General features: G+C 45.3%; 16 protein-coding genes and 5 tRNA genes. 15 read left to right on the forward strand and 6 right to left on the reverse strand.

What is annotated here, in order from left to right; all coding sequences use genetic code 11:
• Nucleotides 1–4: 4 nt before the first annotated feature.
• The 3 genes from OCU74_RS01705 to rsgA all read right to left on the reverse strand — a co-directional run bounded on the left by OCU74_RS01705 (nt 5) and on the right by rsgA (nt 3,650).
• The gene (locus tag OCU74_RS01705; protein ID WP_087481478.1) at nt 5–1,420 is read right to left on the reverse strand and encodes an SLC13 family permease; all 1,416 of its coding nucleotides are present in this window, start codon (nt 1,418–1,420) and stop codon (nt 5–7) included.
• Nucleotides 1,421–1,646: 226 nt separating this feature from the next.
• On the reverse strand, nt 1,647–2,504 hold the full coding sequence (asd, locus tag OCU74_RS01710) for an archaetidylserine decarboxylase (RefSeq protein WP_087481659.1): 858 nt from the start codon (nt 2,502–2,504) through the stop codon (nt 1,647–1,649).
• Between the two features lie 84 nt (nt 2,505–2,588).
• Complete coding sequence (gene rsgA, locus OCU74_RS01715) at nt 2,589–3,650, reverse strand: small ribosomal subunit biogenesis GTPase RsgA (RefSeq protein ID WP_087481477.1); 1,062 nt, start codon at nt 3,648–3,650, stop codon at nt 2,589–2,591.
• Between the two features lie 140 nt (nt 3,651–3,790).
• On the opposite strand from rsgA, the gene orn reads away from it, so the two are divergent.
• From orn to OCU74_RS01745, 6 genes are all read left to right on the forward strand, one after another.
• Nucleotides 3,791–4,336 carry an oligoribonuclease gene (gene orn, locus OCU74_RS01720; protein WP_087481476.1) on the forward strand — a complete coding sequence of 182 codons (546 nt, stop codon included), beginning with the start codon at nt 3,791–3,793 and terminating at the stop codon, nt 4,334–4,336.
• A gap of 144 nt (nt 4,337–4,480) precedes the next feature.
• A tRNA-Gly gene (locus OCU74_RS01725) sits at nt 4,481–4,556 on the forward strand.
• A gap of 33 nt (nt 4,557–4,589) precedes the next feature.
• Nucleotides 4,590–4,666 (forward strand) — tRNA-Met (locus OCU74_RS01730).
• A 20-nt stretch (nt 4,667–4,686) separates the two neighbouring features.
• Nucleotides 4,687–4,762 (forward strand) — tRNA-Gly (locus tag OCU74_RS01735).
• Nucleotides 4,763–4,798: 36 nt separating this feature from the next.
• Nucleotides 4,799–4,875 (forward strand) — tRNA-Met (locus tag OCU74_RS01740).
• A 17-nt stretch (nt 4,876–4,892) separates the two neighbouring features.
• Nucleotides 4,893–4,968, forward strand: a tRNA-Gly gene (locus OCU74_RS01745).
• Between the two features lie 519 nt (nt 4,969–5,487).
• Here OCU74_RS01745 and queG read toward each other — a convergent pair.
• Complete coding sequence (gene queG / locus OCU74_RS01750; RefSeq protein ID WP_087481475.1) at nt 5,488–6,600, reverse strand: tRNA epoxyqueuosine(34) reductase QueG; 1,113 nt, start codon at nt 6,598–6,600, stop codon at nt 5,488–5,490.
• Nucleotides 6,601–6,800: 200 nt separating this feature from the next.
• Here queG and tsaE point away from each other — a divergent pair, with 200 nt between their 5' ends.
• The 9 genes from tsaE (at nt 6,801) to OCU74_RS01795 (ending at nt 16,123) form a co-directional block, all read left to right on the forward strand.
• Complete coding sequence (tsaE, locus tag OCU74_RS01755) at nt 6,801–7,262, forward strand: tRNA (adenosine(37)-N6)-threonylcarbamoyltransferase complex ATPase subunit type 1 TsaE (protein WP_087481474.1); 462 nt, start codon at nt 6,801–6,803, stop codon at nt 7,260–7,262.
• Complete coding sequence (locus OCU74_RS01760) at nt 7,259–8,980, forward strand: N-acetylmuramoyl-L-alanine amidase (RefSeq protein ID WP_087481473.1); 1,722 nt, start codon at nt 7,259–7,261, stop codon at nt 8,978–8,980. Before tsaE ends, OCU74_RS01760 begins: the two co-directional genes overlap by 4 nt.
• Nucleotides 8,981–8,984: 4 nt before the next feature.
• Nucleotides 8,985–10,952 carry a DNA mismatch repair endonuclease MutL gene (gene mutL, locus OCU74_RS01765; RefSeq protein ID WP_087481472.1) on the forward strand — a complete coding sequence of 656 codons (1,968 nt, stop codon included), beginning with the start codon at nt 8,985–8,987 and terminating at the stop codon, nt 10,950–10,952.
• The gene (miaA, locus tag OCU74_RS01770; protein WP_087481471.1) at nt 10,949–11,896 is read left to right on the forward strand and encodes a tRNA (adenosine(37)-N6)-dimethylallyltransferase MiaA; all 948 of its coding nucleotides are present in this window, start codon (nt 10,949–10,951) and stop codon (nt 11,894–11,896) included. The genes mutL and miaA overlap by 4 nt, the downstream gene beginning before the upstream one ends.
• Before the next feature lie 183 nt (nt 11,897–12,079).
• Nucleotides 12,080–12,340 (forward strand): RNA chaperone Hfq, encoded by a 261-nt coding sequence (hfq, locus tag OCU74_RS01775; protein ID WP_021021730.1) that lies wholly within the window; start codon nt 12,080–12,082, stop codon nt 12,338–12,340.
• 33 nt (nt 12,341–12,373) lie between these two features.
• Nucleotides 12,374–13,663: a ribosome rescue GTPase HflX gene (gene hflX, locus OCU74_RS01780; RefSeq protein WP_087481470.1), complete on the forward strand. Its 1,290-nt coding sequence runs from the start codon at nt 12,374–12,376 to the stop codon at nt 13,661–13,663.
• A 45-nt stretch (nt 13,664–13,708) separates the two neighbouring features.
• On the forward strand, nt 13,709–14,896 hold the full coding sequence (hflK, locus tag OCU74_RS01785; RefSeq protein ID WP_087481469.1) for an FtsH protease activity modulator HflK: 1,188 nt from the start codon (nt 13,709–13,711) through the stop codon (nt 14,894–14,896).
• A gap of 2 nt (nt 14,897–14,898) precedes the next feature.
• Nucleotides 14,899–15,873, forward strand: coding sequence for a protease modulator HflC (gene hflC, locus OCU74_RS01790; RefSeq protein ID WP_087481468.1), 975 nt, complete (start codon nt 14,899–14,901; stop codon nt 15,871–15,873).
• Nucleotides 15,874–15,934: 61 nt separating this feature from the next.
• Nucleotides 15,935–16,123: a DUF2065 domain-containing protein gene (locus OCU74_RS01795; RefSeq protein WP_087481658.1), complete on the forward strand. Its 189-nt coding sequence runs from the start codon at nt 15,935–15,937 to the stop codon at nt 16,121–16,123.
• Nucleotides 16,124–16,181: 58 nt separating this feature from the next.
• On the opposite strand, the gene OCU74_RS01800 is transcribed toward OCU74_RS01795, so the two are convergent.
• Nucleotides 16,182–16,409, reverse strand: coding sequence for a SlyX family protein (locus OCU74_RS01800; protein ID WP_087481467.1), 228 nt, complete (start codon nt 16,407–16,409; stop codon nt 16,182–16,184).
• 5 nt (nt 16,410–16,414) lie between these two features.
• Nucleotides 16,415–17,395 carry a WD40 repeat domain-containing protein gene (locus tag OCU74_RS01805; RefSeq protein ID WP_087481466.1) on the reverse strand — a complete coding sequence of 327 codons (981 nt, stop codon included), beginning with the start codon at nt 17,393–17,395 and terminating at the stop codon, nt 16,415–16,417.
• Between the last annotated feature and the right edge of the window lie 66 nt (nt 17,396–17,461).

The following is a 17,461-nucleotide window of genomic DNA, read 5'->3' on the forward strand; positions in this document are numbered from 1 at the left end:
ACCGTCAGGTCAGAATCCATGATGCCGTATAGACAATGCTCAGTCCAATGATACCAATGAGAACACCGGTTTTTGCCATATCTTTGCTTTCAATTAAACCGGTCGAATAAGCCAATGAATTTGGTGGTGTCGATACCGGTAATATCATGCCAAGAGAGGCTGAAAATGCCACCACAACCAGAAGTCCCTGCAATCCTCCGATTTCCAGTAGACTGGTCATAGAGCTGCCGATGGCCGCAGCAATAGGCATCAGTAGGTTTGCTGTCGCGGTGTTGGACATAAAGTTTGCCATCACCCAGCACACCAGAGACAAAGAAATAACAACCGCCATCGGAGATAAGTTCTGATAATCGATTGAATGAGCTAATGCTTTAGCCAGCCCGGTTTTTTCCAGACCGATTCCAATGGCGATCCCTCCGGCCACCAGCCAGAGTACATCCCAGTTGATCTGCTTGAGCTCATTTTTACCCATAATTCCGGTGAGAGTGAACACTGCCAACGGTATGATAGCTACAACATAGGTATTCATACCGTGTAAAGACGTCGTCATCCACAACAGAATCGTGACTGCAAAAGTAATATAGACGGTCATGGCCCGCCATGTGGTTTTGAAACGGCCTTCGAGATTCAGCGTGAGATGACTTTGGGCTGACGGGAAAAATTTTTGCAGCAGAAACCATGCGATAGTCATCTGTACCAGAACAAAAGGTAGCCCCATCATCATCCAGGAGAAGAAGCTGATACTGTTATCTCCGGTCAGATATTGTAGTGCAATCGCATTTGGCGGTGTCCCGATAGGAGTGGCAATCCCACCTGTGTTGGCAGCAATCGGGATACAGAGTACCAGCGCTTTGACTCCTTTATCCCCCGGCTGAGCTGACGCAACAATTGGCCCTAACAGAGCCAGCATCATGACGGTTGTAGCTGTATTGGACATAAACATTGAGAAACAGGCTGTGATGAGCATTAAACCCAGCATAATGAATTTCGGTTGCGTACCGAACGGCTTCAGAAGTACTCGTGCCAGATTGTTGTCCAGCTCGTATTTAGATGCTGCGATTGCCAGAGCAAATCCTCCCATGAACAAGATGATGATTGGAGAAGAAAAAGCGCTGAAAATATCTGTATAGGGAATGAGTTTTCCGAAAGTATGGCCTTCCGGAGGATTTCTGAACCAGTGTAACCCCTTATTTGAAATCATGATCAGTTCAAGTGTAATGATTAGTATTGAGGTTGCGAAAACAGGGACTGGTTCCAGAATCCACAATAGAGCAGCCAGCAGAAAAATAGCAAGGAGCCGGTGCTGGATCAGAGTCATCTCCGGGATCGGTATCGCATCAATCGGTACCCATAGCAGAATGAGAGGCGGAAGGAAACAGAAGAGTAATTTAGTCAGCTTCTTGATATCGATTGTTTTCATAAACGACACCCATAATTGGAATCTATATATTAGGATAATTTATAGACGGGGCTCGGTCTTGGAGAGAGTTAATATTTTTGAGATTCAGTCTTTAAGGATGTGACCTGAGGTTCAAAATCATAGGAAATATATTTTGTAACAACAAATGGCAGGGGCTTGTGGGGCAAATATCGAAAGCAATATACCCGGCTAACAGGATAAACCGGGTATATGTTTCAGATCGAACTTACTTTCTGTGTGCGTATGCTCCACCCATTAAGGTTGGAAGTGTTACATCCATCGCATCATCAAAACGGATCTGATCTTTTGCAAATAAATTGATGACTGTCGAGCCGAGTTTAAAGCGTCCCATCTCCTGACCTTTTTTCAGCGTGATAGCCTTGTCTCCTTCTGATGGATAATCCCAGCGGTAAATGCTATTGCCACGCGGTGGCGTGACACAGCCTGCCCAGACACATTCAATACTGCCGACAATTGTTGCACCGACCAGAATTTGAGCCAAAGGTCCGAATGGTGTATCGAAAATACATACGACTCTTTCATTTCTGGCAAACAGGTTAGGGACGTTTTCGGCAGTAAGAGGATTGACCGAAAACAGATCTCCCGGGATATAAATCATTTGCCGCAGAATACCATCACAGGGCATATGAACCCGGTGATAATCACGCGGAGATAAATATAGTGTTGCAAATCCACCATCCGTAAACTGTTCCGCCAGTTCAGGATCGCCACCCAGCAGTTCCAATGCGGAATATGTATGTCCTTTTGCCTGAATCAGTTGGCCGTCCATGATTGGACCAAATTGACTGATACATGCGTCCGCAGGGAAGACTAAGACATCTTCTCCATCTACGATCGGTCTGGCTTCTGGTTTGAGCTCTCGGACGAAAAAGTCATTGAAAGTCTTAAAATAAGACGGATCCGTGTGAAAGGCTTCATGCATGTTGACCTGATAGTGTCTGATAAACCAGCGGATAACTGAAGTTGTCAGAACCCCGGCTTTTGCTGAAGCTAGTTTTCCCATCAGCCGTGTGAGCGCGTGCTGAGGTAACCAGTATTGTAATCCAATTTTAAATTTATCCATGATCTTATCCAGTCTCAGAGACTTCATATCAATTAAACCGCGGGATGTTACTGAATATCCATAAGGATGTCAGCAATAACGATCTCACAAGTCTGCTTTTTTATTGCGTGAATACTGCCGGTTTGCCTTATGTTCGGTCATGCTTTCAAGAATACGATGATAGTTTTCATATCGGATTTCGCTGATATCTCCGCTGTTTACCGCTTCACGAATAATACATCCGGGGTCATCATCATGTTTGCAATCCCGGAATTTACATCCACCTAAATAGGGACGAAATTCGACATAAGCCTGAGTAATTTCTTCCGCTGTCAGATGCCATAGACCAAATTCTCTGACTCCGGGAGAATCAATCAGATCTCCACCTGTCGGAATATGATAAAGCCGTGCTGCAGTGGTTGTGTGCTGCCCAAGTCCTGAATTTTCAGAAACCTCACCCTCTTCGATGACTTCAGTCAGATCCGGCAAGATGGCATTGACCAGGCTGGATTTTCCGACTCCGGACTGACCGACAAATACATTGATCTTATCTTGCAGAAAGGATTCGAGTTGCTCGATACCTTCACCCGTTTTCCGGCTGACAAAAAGAGACGGATAGCCAAGATCTTTATAAATGTCCAGCCAGTTCCCGAATTCCTCTCTCTGTTCTGAGGACAACAGATCGATCTTGTTCAGGACCAGAAGTGGTTTGATCTTAAGTGTTTCTGCTACGATCAGGTACCGATCGATAATGTTTAATGACAATTCCGGCAGTACAGATGACACAATAATGATTTGATCAATATTGGCTGCAACAGGTTTGAGCCCATCATAATAGTCTGGCCGGGTCAGGATCGAATGTCTTGGTTCGACTGCTTCAACAACGCCGGATATTCCCGCCATTGTCTCCAGTCCGCTGCGCCAGATCACCCGATCACCAGAGACAAGGGTCTCAATCCCCCGGCGCAGGTTGCACCGATGGATTTCCTGCGTATCCTGGTCTTCAATGTCAGCGTGTTGACCAAACCGGCTAATAACGAGTCCCTGCTTGGCTGAACCTAGCATGGATTCATCCCATTCCGGCGCTATATCTTGTTTTAAGCGCTTGGTTTGGTTATGGCGAACACGGCGGACCTGGCCTTTGGTTAACTTTTTCCTTTTTCCCACAATTGTTACTTTCACTGTGTTAAAGCGAAGATGTATGAACCTCTGATATGACTGACAGAGTCCGTTGGTTCAAACTATCTCACCGGGTATAATTTGGGTATAGTACCTTTTTTATTATCAAACCTATACAGGTAAGTGTAATGGCTTTAAATGATCAAAATCTGATTTGGATTGATTTAGAGATGACAGGTCTCGATCCGGAAGTGCACAAGATTATTGAAATCGCCACAATTGTGACAGATAGTGAACTGAATATTTTGGCTGAAGGCCCGGTGCTTGCTGTCCATCAACCAGAAAATGAGTTGGCAAAAATGGACGAATGGTGTGTGACAACGCATACCAAAAGTGGCTTGGTTGAACGGGTTCGGCAAAGTCAGGTTACCGAAGAGGATGCGGTCCGGCTGACCATACAGTTTTTAGAACAGTGGGTGCCGAAGGGGGAATCCCCGATATGTGGAAATAGTATCGGTCAGGATCGCCGTTTTCTGGTGAAGTATATGCCTGAACTGGAAGATTATTTCCATTATCGTTACCTGGATGTCAGTACCCTGAAAGAACTGACAAAACGCTGGAAGCCTGAAATCTTAGATGGATTCCAAAAACAGGGAAGCCATCAGGCTCTGGATGATATCCGGGAATCGATTGCTGAACTTCAATACTACCGAAAGACAATATTGACGATTTGAATGCTTTTAAAGCGGGTATGATTCAGGATTGGTTGCTTTTTCCGCAATCTGAAAAAAAACTCAATTTTTTTAGATGAAAAGCTTGCATCAGAAAAAAATGCTCTTATAATTCGCAGCCCTAAACGACGTAAAGCGTTGTTTTACGCGACACTAGCTCAGTTGGTAGAGCGCAACCTTGCCAAGGTTGAGGTCACGGGTTCGAACCCCGTGTGTCGCTCCAAAATTTATCATTATTGAATAATGATAGTATGGACGCGGGATGGAGCAGCTTGGTAGCTCGTCGGGCTCATAACCCGAAGGTCGTCGGTTCAAATCCGGCTCCCGCAACCAATTCACTTAGTCAGTGATATGCGACACTAGCTCAGTTGGTAGAGCGCAACCTTGCCAAGGTTGAGGTCACGGGTTCGAACCCCGTGTGTCGCTCCAGAGTTTATATTATCACACAAGTGGTAATATCACGGACGCGGGGTGGAGCAGCTTGGTAGCTCGTCGGGCTCATAACCCGAAGGTCGTCGGTTCAAATCCGGCCCCCGCAACCAATAATTTAGTAAGTCGTGCGACACTAGCTCAGTTGGTAGAGCGCAACCTTGCCAAGGTTGAGGTCACGGGTTCGAACCCCGTGTGTCGCTCCAGTTCTGTTGACACTTGACTGCTGTCACTGCTCTTTCTTCATGCTGTGAAGCATAATCTCCTTACAATGATGTCCAGCCAAACAGGTATTTCAGATACTGCTGTTTTATCTATTCTGTGCACTGAAAACCCCTGATGAAATCAGTGTTGCACATATGATCTCTGATTTTCGTTAACAGACTTATCCACAATTTATATGCTGTGGATAATTCGGTGGGTAATCTGTTTCTGGTTATACAGAAAAGTGTATTAGCAAAAGATCTTGTAAAATAACAGAGTTGCAGCGTGATATGCTTTGTTTATCTAACTGTATGTTTTGTATTGTTTTTCTTTGTTTTTAAGGAAAGTTGTTGACATTTTGGATTGATCTTTCCTTCTTAATGCATTGATCCTTGTCATATCTTTGTAATGTGGTTAACTTTTCCGGTTGCAAACAAAAAATGTAAGTGTGAAAGTTTTTTCCACATTAAAATATTTGGGGTTAATGTCAAAATAAGCCATAGTTTTATGAGCTTGCATGCTTAAGAATCTCTGGGAAGTCCCTTCTGAATAATACGAATCAGTCGGTCGTGTTTTCTGTCTTTTTCAGCCGGGGAGTTCCGCTGCTGTTCCAGTGCCCATCGAATATGTACATCAAGTAATTCTGTCTCTCCCAAGCGCTTTTCTAAGGCTAGCACAATATTTTTAGAGTAGGGGGCATTTCCCATGGCAATCGCAATATTTCTTAGCCATTGCTGGTGGCCGATACGTCGAATTGCAGAACCTTCCGTATTTTGTAAGAAAGTTTCTTCCTTCCATGAAAATAGTTCGATCAGATCCGGGTGAGAAAAAACATTTCTACGATGAAAATCCGGCTGGTTAGTCAGAGAAGAAAATCGGTTCCAGGGACAAACCAACTGGCAATCATCGCATCCATATATACGGTTCCCCATTGCTTTACGGAACTCTTCGGGGATCACTCCGGAATATTCAATGGTGAGGTAGGAGATGCACCGTCTGGCATCGACAACACCGTCAGCAATAATAGCTCCGGTGGGACAGGAAGTGATACATGCACTGCAACTCCCACACTGGTTCTGGCTGGGTTGATCGACTGGTAGAGGAATATCGATCAGTAACTCGCCTAAAAAAAACCATGAACCGGCTTCTTTATCCAGAATCAACGAATGCTTACCTGTCCAGCCTAGCCCGGATTTTTGAGCAAGAGGGCGTTCCAGAATTGGAGCTGAGTCAACAAAAGGACGGTCATTAAGCTCCCCGGTTTCTTGTCTGATTTTGTCTCCCAGCTTTTTCAACTGCTTTCTGAGCAGTTTGTGATAATCGCGTCCTAACGCGTATCGACTGATATAAGCATGTGTGGGTGTATTCAGATTTCCGGCAAAAAGGGCCAGTGGTGGTAGGTAATTCATCCGGACACTAATAACTCGAACTGTTCCCGGATGAAGTTCATGAGGTCTGGCTCTTAACATGCCGTGACGAGCCATCCAGTCCATGTCGCCATGGTACCCTGCATTTAACCAACGCTGGAGTTCAGCCTCATGCTCAGTGAGATCAACATCACAGATACCGACTTTTTCAAATCCGAGCTCTTGAGCCCAGATCTTTATTTTGTCTGCCAATGCCTGATAGTCCATGGTGCTTACTCGGTAAAATGGGGCCGGGATCTTAACGGATCCATATGATCAGATCCAGTGAGTGATGTTTGATATAATTATCAATGATCCGGAGATATTTTTTCGAATCCCTTACAGAAGAACACTTGTCTCTTGATTCAAACCCAGTTTACTATCTGAATCCCTTTCATTGAATTTATTGGTTATTAGAGACAGGATAGATGAAGACGAAAACACTTTTATTAAAAGATGAGACTGAAACCGTGAAACTGGGAGGTCTTCTTGCTTCTATGTGTTCTCGTCAGACAACTTTCTATTTACACGGTGATTTAGGGGCAGGGAAAACAACCTTGAGTCGTGGATTCATTCAGGCTTTAGGCCACCAGGGCAATGTGAAAAGTCCGACTTACACTTTGGTTGAACCCTATCAGCTGGAACAATGGCAAGTTTATCACTTTGATCTCTATCGGTTGGCGGATCCTGAAGAACTGGAATTTATGGGGATCCGGGATTATTTTTCTCCGGATGCGATATGTCTGGTTGAATGGCCGGAAAAAGGAGCTGGTTTGCTACCTCCGGCTGATATAGAGATAGATATTCGCTATGATGGAGATAGAAGAGTTGTGGTGCTGTCTGCAAGCAGTGAATATGGACGAACGTTACTGAGTCAGTTGGAGTTATGAGAAACGTTAAGTACCTTTATTCCTTTATTTGTTATTTTTTTCTGTGTTTCACTGTCTTTTCGGTAAGTCAGTTTGCTCAGGCTAATTCACTCAAGGGTATTCGAGTCTGGCCTTCTCCGGATGAAACCCGTGTTGTTATCGATCTGGGAGAAGAAGCGCACTACAGCTATTTTACATTGAGCCACCCGAGTCGGCTGGTTGTTGACCTGTTGGATACCCGGATGCAAACCAAGCTTCCATTCTCTGTCAGTGATAGTGTCGTATTGAAAAAAATCAGAAAAAGTTCACCTCCCAAACAGGGAACCTTTCGCCTGGTATTCGAACTGAAGAAGAAAGTCTCTCCCCAGATCTTCAAACTGGCCCCAACCCCAAAACAGGAATATGGGCACCGCCTTGTCATTGATTTACCTCATGAGGAAAACTCCTCAGATTCGGCCTCTTCATCTCAGTCGACTCAGGTTGCTAAAGATGCTTCCCAATACCGGGGAAACGCCGATATCGTGGTAGCGATTGATGCCGGTCATGGTGGTGAGGATCCGGGCTCTATCGGGCCGAAGGGGAAATATGAGAAAAATACCACACTAAGTGTTGCGAAAAAGCTGGCAGCTCAGCTTAATGCTGTTCCGGGCATCAAAGCGGTACTGACCCGGAAAGGTGATTATTTTGTCAACCTGAACCGTCGTTCAGAAATTGCCAGAAAGAATAAAGCTCATCTGTTGATTTCGATTCACGCTGACGCATTTACCTCTCCGCAGCCCAGAGGGGCTTCTGTCTTCGTTCTGAATACTCGCCGGGCAAATACTGAAATAGCAAAATGGGTGGAAGATCATGAACGGCAGTCTGAATTGCTTGGTGGCGCCGGGCAGGTTTTGGCGAAGAGAAGTAATGATAAGAATATCAGTCAAACCTTGCTGGATTTACAGTTCAGCCATTCTCAGAAAGAAGGTTATAAGGTTGCCAAAGATATTCTGGAAGAACTGGGTAAAGTTGCCCGGTTACATAAAAGAGCTCCGGTCAATGCAAGCCTGGCGGTTCTGAAATCTCCGGATATTCCATCGGTTCTTATCGAAACCGGGTTTATATCGAACCCGACGGAAGAACGCTTACTGTTTCAGAGCAGCCATCAGAACAAGCTTTCATCTGCGATAGCGAAAGCCGTGGTGAACTACTTTGAGGATACACCTCCGGAAGGAACGCTGTTTGCCAGCCGTAAAAAAGCGAAAAAACACGTTGTCCAGTCCGGTGAATCTCTGTCTGTAATTGCTCAGAGATACGGCGTGAGCGTGAGTACATTACGGAGTGAAAATCATCTGAAGTCGTCGGCATTAGCTGTCGGGCAGGTATTAGTGATACCAAGCAGTCACACAAGTCCGATTTCAGTACCGGAAATTAAGAACCCGGTCGAGACTGAAGTGATTACCCACACAGTAAAATCCGGTGAGTATCTCGGGCTGATTGCAGACAAATATAAAGTGAGTGTGGATGCAATACTTAAGGAGAACAGGCTCAGATCTTCCGTATTGAGTGTTGGACAGAAACTGAAAATTACAGTGAGCCTGAAAGATAAACCCCTGCGGAAACATCAGGTCAGGCGTGGTGAATACCTGAGTAAGATTGCGAGTGATTATGGTGTCAGCATTGAGAGCATTCGCCGGGTGAATCGACTGCGTTCTGATCAGTTAGCGATCAAACAGATACTCATTATTCCAAACAGATAACCCTATGACGATTGAGATTCTACCTGCCCGGCTGGCAAACCAGATTGCAGCCGGTGAAGTTGTTGAGAGACCGGCCTCTGTGGTGAAGGAGCTGGTTGAAAACAGTCTGGATTCCGGCGCAACCCGTATTGATATCGATATTGAGAAAGGTGGTGCAAAACTAATCCGTGTCAGAGATAACGGGCATGGGATTGAAAAGGATGAACTTACTCTGGCACTCAGCCGTCATGCAACGTCTAAAATCCATTCGCTGGATGATCTGGAAGCTATTATGAGTCTGGGGTTTCGTGGTGAGGCTCTGGCCAGTATCAGCTCGGTATCCCGTCTTTCACTAACGTCACGTCCGGCAACACAGGATGAAGCATGGCTGGCATATAGTGAAGGCCGGGATATGGAAGTCAGATTACAACCGGTCGCCCATCCGGTCGGCACCACCGTAGAAGTTCTGGACCTGTTTTTTAACACTCCGGCCAGAAGGAAGTTTTTACGGACGGAGAAAACAGAATTTACTCATATAGAGGAAGTTCTCAAACGCATTGCACTAAGTCGTTTTGATGTCACGATTTTCCTCAAACATAACGGCAAAATGGTACGTCAGTATCGGGCGGCACAGACTGATATTCAGCAAGAAAAGCGTATAGCAGCCGTTTGTGGTCAGCCATTTGTCCGGCATATGCTGAAAGTTGAGCTTGAACATCAGGGATTGGTTCTGCATGGATGGATCTCGACACCGGAAGGAGCCAGACAGCAGAGTGATCTGCAATATTGTTATGTGAATGGCCGGATGATGAAAGATAAACTGATCAATCATGCAATCCGTCAAAGCTATGAACGAAGTCTGAGCCCGGAACAGTATGCAGCTTACGTTATATATATAGAACTGGATCCGAGGCAGGTTGATGTCAATGTTCATCCTGCCAAACATGAAGTGCGTTTTCATCAGGCTCGTCTGGTCCATGACTTTATCTATCAGGCAATCAGTAGTGCCCTTGCCGAAGGGCTGCATATTAATGAGCCTGCTGTCAGTCAGTCTGCTTTTCATCACCAGTCTGAAGGGGCTGACGCAGAACACGAAACTCTTTCATCACAGCTGCTGGATGCGATTGATAAAACACCATCTTATCCGGGCCGGGCAATACCTGAAGGTTTCAATAATGGTGTTGTGCGGGAGAGTGCGTCATCTCGTCCCTGGCAGCAACCGAATTCAGCTCCGACGGTATCTTCATCTAGTTCCGGAAACTCAGCAAACCGGGAACGCGGAAAAGGGATATCCCGTAAAGAAGCTGAAATCTACCAGCAACTGATGAAAGTCGATCATGAGGTATCAGTTGATCAGGATGATATTCCGGACAAAGGCAATGATAGTCATGGCGAAACAGACTCAGGCTACCGCGTGACTGATAAGGTTACTGAATTGGGCAAGGCTGTCGCGGTGATTCAGGGGAAGTATCTGTTAATGAGTTCAGGTTCATCATGTTGTCTGGTTGCTTTGGGCCGTGCCAATCGGCTGAAAATTGAGAAGCAACTCGATGCAACCTCAGAGCCGCGACGGGGGCAGCCTCTTTTGGTGCCACTGTCTCTCAAGTTATCTGCTGAGCTTCTATCCTGCGTTACATCCTATCAGAATGTATTTTTACGGCTTGGAATTGAGCTAAAAAAACGATCGGTGGATACTTTGATGGTTATGAGTGTTCCCCAGCCACTGCGACGGCAGAATTTACAGAAATTAATTCCAGATCTGGTATCTTACGCCTCTAATTTAAATCAGAACGATCCCTCCGGAGCATTAATCAGTATGACTGGCTGGCTGGCAGATTATGCGAATACCGAACAAAGTGACTACACTTTGTCTCAGGCTATTCAGCTCATCGCTGAAGTTGAACAGCTTTGTCAGGGGCAACTACCTTTAGACGATTGTGCTTTTGTTCGGGCAGTGGATTTTTCGGCAACTATTGCAGCATTTTACTCATGAGCCAACAACGACCTCTTGCCTTGTTCTTAATGGGGCCAACAGCTTCAGGAAAGACAGACTTAGCAATTCGGTTATGTCAGAATTTTCCGGTTGAAATTATCAGCGTTGACTCGGCGTTGATTTACCGGGGAATGGATATTGGGACTGCCAAGCCGACAGCGGAAGAACTGGCTCAGGCTCCTCATCGTTTGATTGATATCCTGGAGCCAGAAGCGTCCTATTCAGCTGCAGATTTTCGCCGGGATGCACTTCAGCATATGCATGAAATTGTTCAGGCAGGTAAGATTCCGCTCCTGGTGGGAGGGACGATGCTGTATTTTAAAGCATTACTGGAGGGATTATCTCCATTGCCGGCGGCAGATCCTGAGATCCGGCAGCAGATTGAACAGGAAGCGTTACACCACGGGTGGAAGTCTTTACACGATCAATTGGCGAAGATCGATCCGGATTCTGCTTTGCGGATCCACCCCAATGATCCTCAAAGATTATCCAGAGCACTGGAAGTTTACCGGATTTCTGGAAAAACTTTGACAGAGTTGACCCGAACTAAGGGAGAAGTGCTACCATTTGATGTGGTGCAGTTCGCGATTGCGCCTCAGGAACGGGCAGAACTTCATCGGAGAATTGAAATTCGCTTTCAGAAGATGATTGCAGCCGGATTTGAAGATGAGGTCAAAGCGTTATATGCTCGTCAGGAGCTTCATGCCGATTTACCTGCCATTCGTTGCGTCGGTTATCGGCAGATGTGGGAGTATTTGGACGGGAATTGTTCGTTTGATGAAGCGATTTATCGTGGTATTTGTGCCACTCGTCAACTAGCCAAACGTCAGATCACATGGCTTCGAAGTTGGAATGATCTGACTTGGCTGGATAGCGAGAATATTGAACAAGCGTATGAAATTATATCGAATTCGATAGCTTCTTATAGAGTACGCTGTGTATAATATGATCGTTTTTGTGTCGTACATCCTTTATGGACATGTCACTTGAAATTTTGGCCCAGAAGCACCATAACTTCAGTGTCTCAGGATGTTACTTTATTCGTTTAGCTCGGATGCAAAGGCTGCACAAAGCTTGGTGTACCACTAGCTAAATAATTAATACAAATAGAAAATAAGGAAAATAAAATGGCTAAGGGGCAATCTTTACAAGACCCATTCTTAAATGCATTACGTCGCGAGCGTATTCCTGTATCCATTTATTTGGTTAATGGTATTAAATTGCAGGGGCAGATCGAATCGTTTGATCAGTTTGTGATTCTGTTGAAAAACACAGTGAACCAAATGGTGTACAAACACGCAATTTCGACTGTGGTACCTGCTCGTGCGGTAAGTCATCATGGTGATCGTCCTGCTAACGAGCGTTCGTCAGATAAATCAGACGATTAATTATTACCAAAAGTCTTATAAGGAGTTGATAGCTTGTTTGACCGTTATGAAGCCGGTGAGCGAGCCGTACTTGTTCATATCAACTTCACGCAAGAAGGGGAGTGGGAGGATCTCAGCGAATGCGAAATGCTGGTGAGTTCCGCAGGAGTCACGACATTACAAGTGATCACGGGTAGTCGTCAGGCTCCGCACCCCAAATACTACGTCGGTGAGGGCAAAGCTGAGGAAATTGCACAGGCTGTGGTGCAAACCGAAGCGGATGTTGTAATTTTCAACCATGCCCTTTCTCCTGCCCAGGAACGCAATCTTGAGAGGTTGTGTCAATGTCGGGTGATTGATCGTACCGGATTGATCCTCGATATCTTTGCTCAACGAGCGCGAACCCATGAAGGGAAGTTACAGGTTGAATTGGCTCAGCTGCGTCATTTATCGACCCGTTTAGTTCGTGGCTGGACACACCTTGAACGCCAGAAAGGCGGGATTGGTCTCCGGGGGCCGGGGGAAACCCAGTTAGAAACAGACAGACGTTTATTGCGTGAAAGGATTAAAGCGATACTGCGCCGCTTAGAAAAAGTTGCCAAACAGAGGGAACAAGGGCGTAGAGCCAGAAATCGGGCTGAAGTGCCGACAATATCACTTGTCGGTTATACCAATGCCGGTAAATCTACACTGTTTAACCGGATCACCGAAGCTGGTGTATATGCCGCTGATCAGTTATTTGCAACATTAGATCCGACATTGCGGAGAATTCAGCTAGATGATGTAGGAACGGCAATTCTGGCTGATACTGTCGGATTTATTCGTCATTTACCCCATGATCTGGTGGCTGCCTTTAAAGCAACATTGCAGGAAACTCAGGAAGCTGACATTTTGTTACATGTTGTAGATGCAAGTGATGAGCGTTTTCGTGACAATATACGTGCTGTCGATGATGTTCTAATCGAAATTGAAGCCAATGAAGTACCGGTTTTAGTGGTGATGAACAAGATCGACAATATGGATGGTCAGCAGCCCAGAATTGAACGAGATGATGAAGGCATCCCTCGGACCGTTTGGGTTTCTGCAATGGAAGGTCTTGGTATTGATTTGCTGTTTCAGGCGCTTACGGAGCGGCTGGCCGGTCAGATCGTACAATATCAGCTGTGTATTCCTCCCGAATATCAGGGGCGTATGCGCAGTTTGTTCTTCCAAAGCCGATCAATTTTGCAGGAATCATATGATCAGAAAGGAAATTTATTAGTTTCGATTCGTATGCAACAGGCAGATTGGTCTAGACTAGAAAAAAGAGAACATGTAGTTTTACGTGACTTTATAGTTACTTAAAGGACTGCTACAGTATAACGTCATATCAAATGATGGAGATTACTAATGGCGTGGAATGAGCCTGGTAATAACAACGGTAATAATGACCGTGACAAAGATCCGTGGGGAAATAAAGACCATGGTGACCGTGGAGGCCGCGATCAGGGGCCGCCGGATCTGGATGAAGTCTTCAATAAACTGAGTCAGAAGATTAGCGGTAAATTTGGTAAGAAAGGGGGTGGCAGAGGCTCCTCCTTCCCCGGAGGCGGTTCCATCGGGTTTGGGATCATTGCCGTCATTGCTGTTGCGATTTGGTTTTTCTCCGGATTTTATACTATCGGTGAAGCTGAGCGTGGTGTGCTACTAAGACTGGGTAAATTTGATCATATCGTGAATCCGGGTTTGAACTGGCGTGCTCGTTTTATTGACGAAGTAGAGCCGGTCAATGTACAGGCGATTCGCTCATTACGAGCGACTGGACTGATGTTGACGAAAGATGAGAATGTGGTCACGGTAGCAATGGACATTCAGTATCGTGTTGCTGATCCGTACAAATATCTCTATCAGGTTACCAGTGCTGATGACAGCTTGCGTCAGGCGACTGATTCTGCATTACGTGCAGTAATTGGCGATTCTTTAATGGATAGTATTCTGACCAGTGGACGTCAGCAAATTCGGGAAACAACCCAGAATACCCTGAATGATATTATTAAAAATTATGATATGGGGTTAACCATCGTGGATGTTAACTTCCAGTCAGCTCGTCCACCGGAGCAGGTAAAAGATGCATTCGATGATGCAATTGCAGCTCGTGAAGATGAAGAACGTTTTATTCGTGAAGCTGAAGCTTATAAGAATGAAGTGATTCCTAAGGCAACGGGTCGTGCTGAACGTCTGAAGAAAGAAGCTCAGGGGTATAGCGAGCGTGTGCTGAATGAAGCCTCAGGTCAGATCGCTCAGTTTGAAAAACTGCTTCCTGAATATCAGGCAGCTCCGGAAGTAACGAGAAACCGTTTGTACTTAGATACCATGCAATCCGTTTACTCTCATTCATCGAAAGTTCTGATTGATTCAAAATCCAGTGGCAACCTGCTTTATCTGCCAATTGATAAGTTATCCGGACAGGGGACGACTCAGACAAAGAGAGATTTGAAATCATCTCCTCTTTATGATCATATCGAGCTTGAGTCCCAGAAAAACACCAGTCAGGATGATACTCAGTCACGAACCGGTTCACGGCAAGGGAGATACTAAGAATGCGTAAGTTAATAATCCCGGTATTGGTTCTTGTCCTGATTGTCTTTCTTATGTCTGTATTTGTTATCCATGAAGGAGAACGAGGTATTGTTGTCCGCTTTGGACGAGTGTTGAAAGACGGTGAAATTGCCCGTATCTATGAGCCGGGACTTCATTTCAAAATGCCTCTGTTTGATCGTGTGAAAGTCCTTGAAGCGCGAATTCAGACGATGGATGGCCGGGCTGACCGATTCGTTACGGCTGAAAAGAAAGATGTCATCATCGATTCTTATGTGAAATGGCGTATTCAGAATTTTGGTACTTACTATCTGGCGACTGGTGGTGGTAGCACTTTAACTGCTCAGGCACTGCTTGAACGGAAAGTTACTGATGTGCTGCGTTCTGAAATTGGTTCCAGAGAGATCAAGCAGATCGTTTCTGGTCCGTTGAATGGCGATGTTTTACCGGATACTGATACAGATGTTGTTGCGTCGGAAGCTGCGAAAGAAGCACTGAAAATCGATGGTCAGCGTGATCAGATCATGGAAGATGTATTGCTCAGTACCCGTGAAAGTGCGATGAAAGACTTAGGGGTTTATGTGGTTGATTTCCGGATGAAGAAAATCAACCTGCCGGATGAAATCAGTGAATCCATCTATAAGAGGATGAGAGCTGAACGGGAATCCGTAGCACGTAAGCACCGTTCTCAAGGCCGTGAAAAAGCTGAGGTAATCAAAGCTCAGGCGGAACTTGAAGTTGCAACAATTTTAGCTGAAGCAGATAAAACAGCGCGTGTAACACGTGGTGAAGCCGATGCTAAGGCTGCTAAGATTTATTCGGATACATACAGCAAAGATCCAGAATTCTTTACATTCCTGCGTTCTTTAAAAGCTTATGAAGAATCCTTTAATCAGAAAAGTGATATTTTAGTGCTCGACCCGGAAAGTGAGTTTTTCCGTTATATGAAGAACTCTAAAGGCAAGAGTGTAAAATAGATTCAAAGCATAGTATAAAGGCTCCATACGGAGCCTTTAGTTTTTTGTGGAATCAAATATTATGACTCATTCAATATGGTTGGCAATCGGTTTACTGCTGATTGCTGAAGGACTTGGTCCATTGCTTGCGCCAGAAGGGTGGCGTCGCATGATTTCTCAGTTGAGTCAACAGCCGAACCATCTGTTGCGGCGTATCGGTGGATGCTTAGTTGTTGCCGGTATCGTGATTGCTTACTTCTATTTATCTTAAGTCGCAAGAATATCTATTATCACCACTATTTTTATTATGATTAACTATTTTTATATGATTAATAGTGAGGCGGTGGTGTTTCTTGCGATTGATCGGCGATGTGTGATTCATTGAATGTTTTTAGTCTACCGGCGATGAACTTCATCTGTTCCTGCATCCGGGAAATGGCTTGCTGCTGCTGAGTAAGTGCATTGTTGAGTGCTTCAATGGTATCTTCCTGAAATGCCAACTGACATTCCAGATCATTAATTCGGTTTTCTAGTCGTTCTACTTCTTTGCTATCCATCTTACTTACTCATCCAGTTCCCAGGCCTCTGCAACACCTGCAGAGTTTGCCGATATGACATGGTGTTGTTGATCAAAGGCAACATCATACACGACTGAGCGTGGGGGCGGAGATACTTTTGGAGGCTCGGTTGAAAATTCAGCTATTTTTTTGCCACTCTGAGTATTCCAGACCGCAACATAACCAGAAGGTGTACCGGTGATGAGCTGTGCACCATCATCAAAGAACCGGGCAGTAGAAAAAATGAGCTGTCTGGCGAAACTTCGAAGATGGGAGATTTCCTGCCCTGTATGTAGATCCCAGATTCTAGCCTGATTGCCGCCGTCAGAAGTAAAGGCGTAATTTCCGTCTCTCTGTAATGCAACGCGAACGACACGCTGTTCATGTTCAAATTTTCGCAGGATCTGCCCTGATTTTGTGTCCCACAGGTAAGCCTGATAGTCATTTCCTCCGGTTAAAGCAAAACGTCCATTGGGTGATAATGCAACTGAGTTCACTTTCTCTCTATGAGCAAGGAACTCCATGCGTCTTCCGTTGACTAAGTCCACGTAGATTGCTTTACCGTTTGATAGACCCATAAGAATTTGTTCTCCATCCTTCGAGAGATCAATATCTCTTATAAGTCCGTCAGATATGGACCACAGTCCTTTGGATTGTGCCCAGGCCAGATCCCAGACGGCAAAATTATTTTGTCCGGCGGTGACGGCATAGCGATCATTGTCTGAAACCCTGATTTGGGTTACGGAACTCTCTTGTTGATCGAGCGGGCCGAGGCGGGCGAGGCGTTTATTTTCGGAAAGATCCCATAACTGAAGTTGATTTTTTTGTGAATAAGTCAAAGCAAATCTTCCGTCCCGGCTCAGGCCGAAAGCGGTTGCACCTTCTGGAGTAATATCCCATTTCTGGATGGGGGATGCGGAGAAAAAGCACCCATTTAACGTCACACTGACAATTAACAGGAATATAAGAAGGGAAAATGATCGCATCGGCCTGAATTTCCGTTGAGAGTTAAAGACATTCGAATCACATCAAGTTATATTTGTATAACAATG

Source organism: Vibrio mangrovi (assembly GCF_024346955.1).
GTDB classification, from domain to species: domain Bacteria; phylum Pseudomonadota; class Gammaproteobacteria; order Enterobacterales; family Vibrionaceae; genus Vibrio; species Vibrio mangrovi.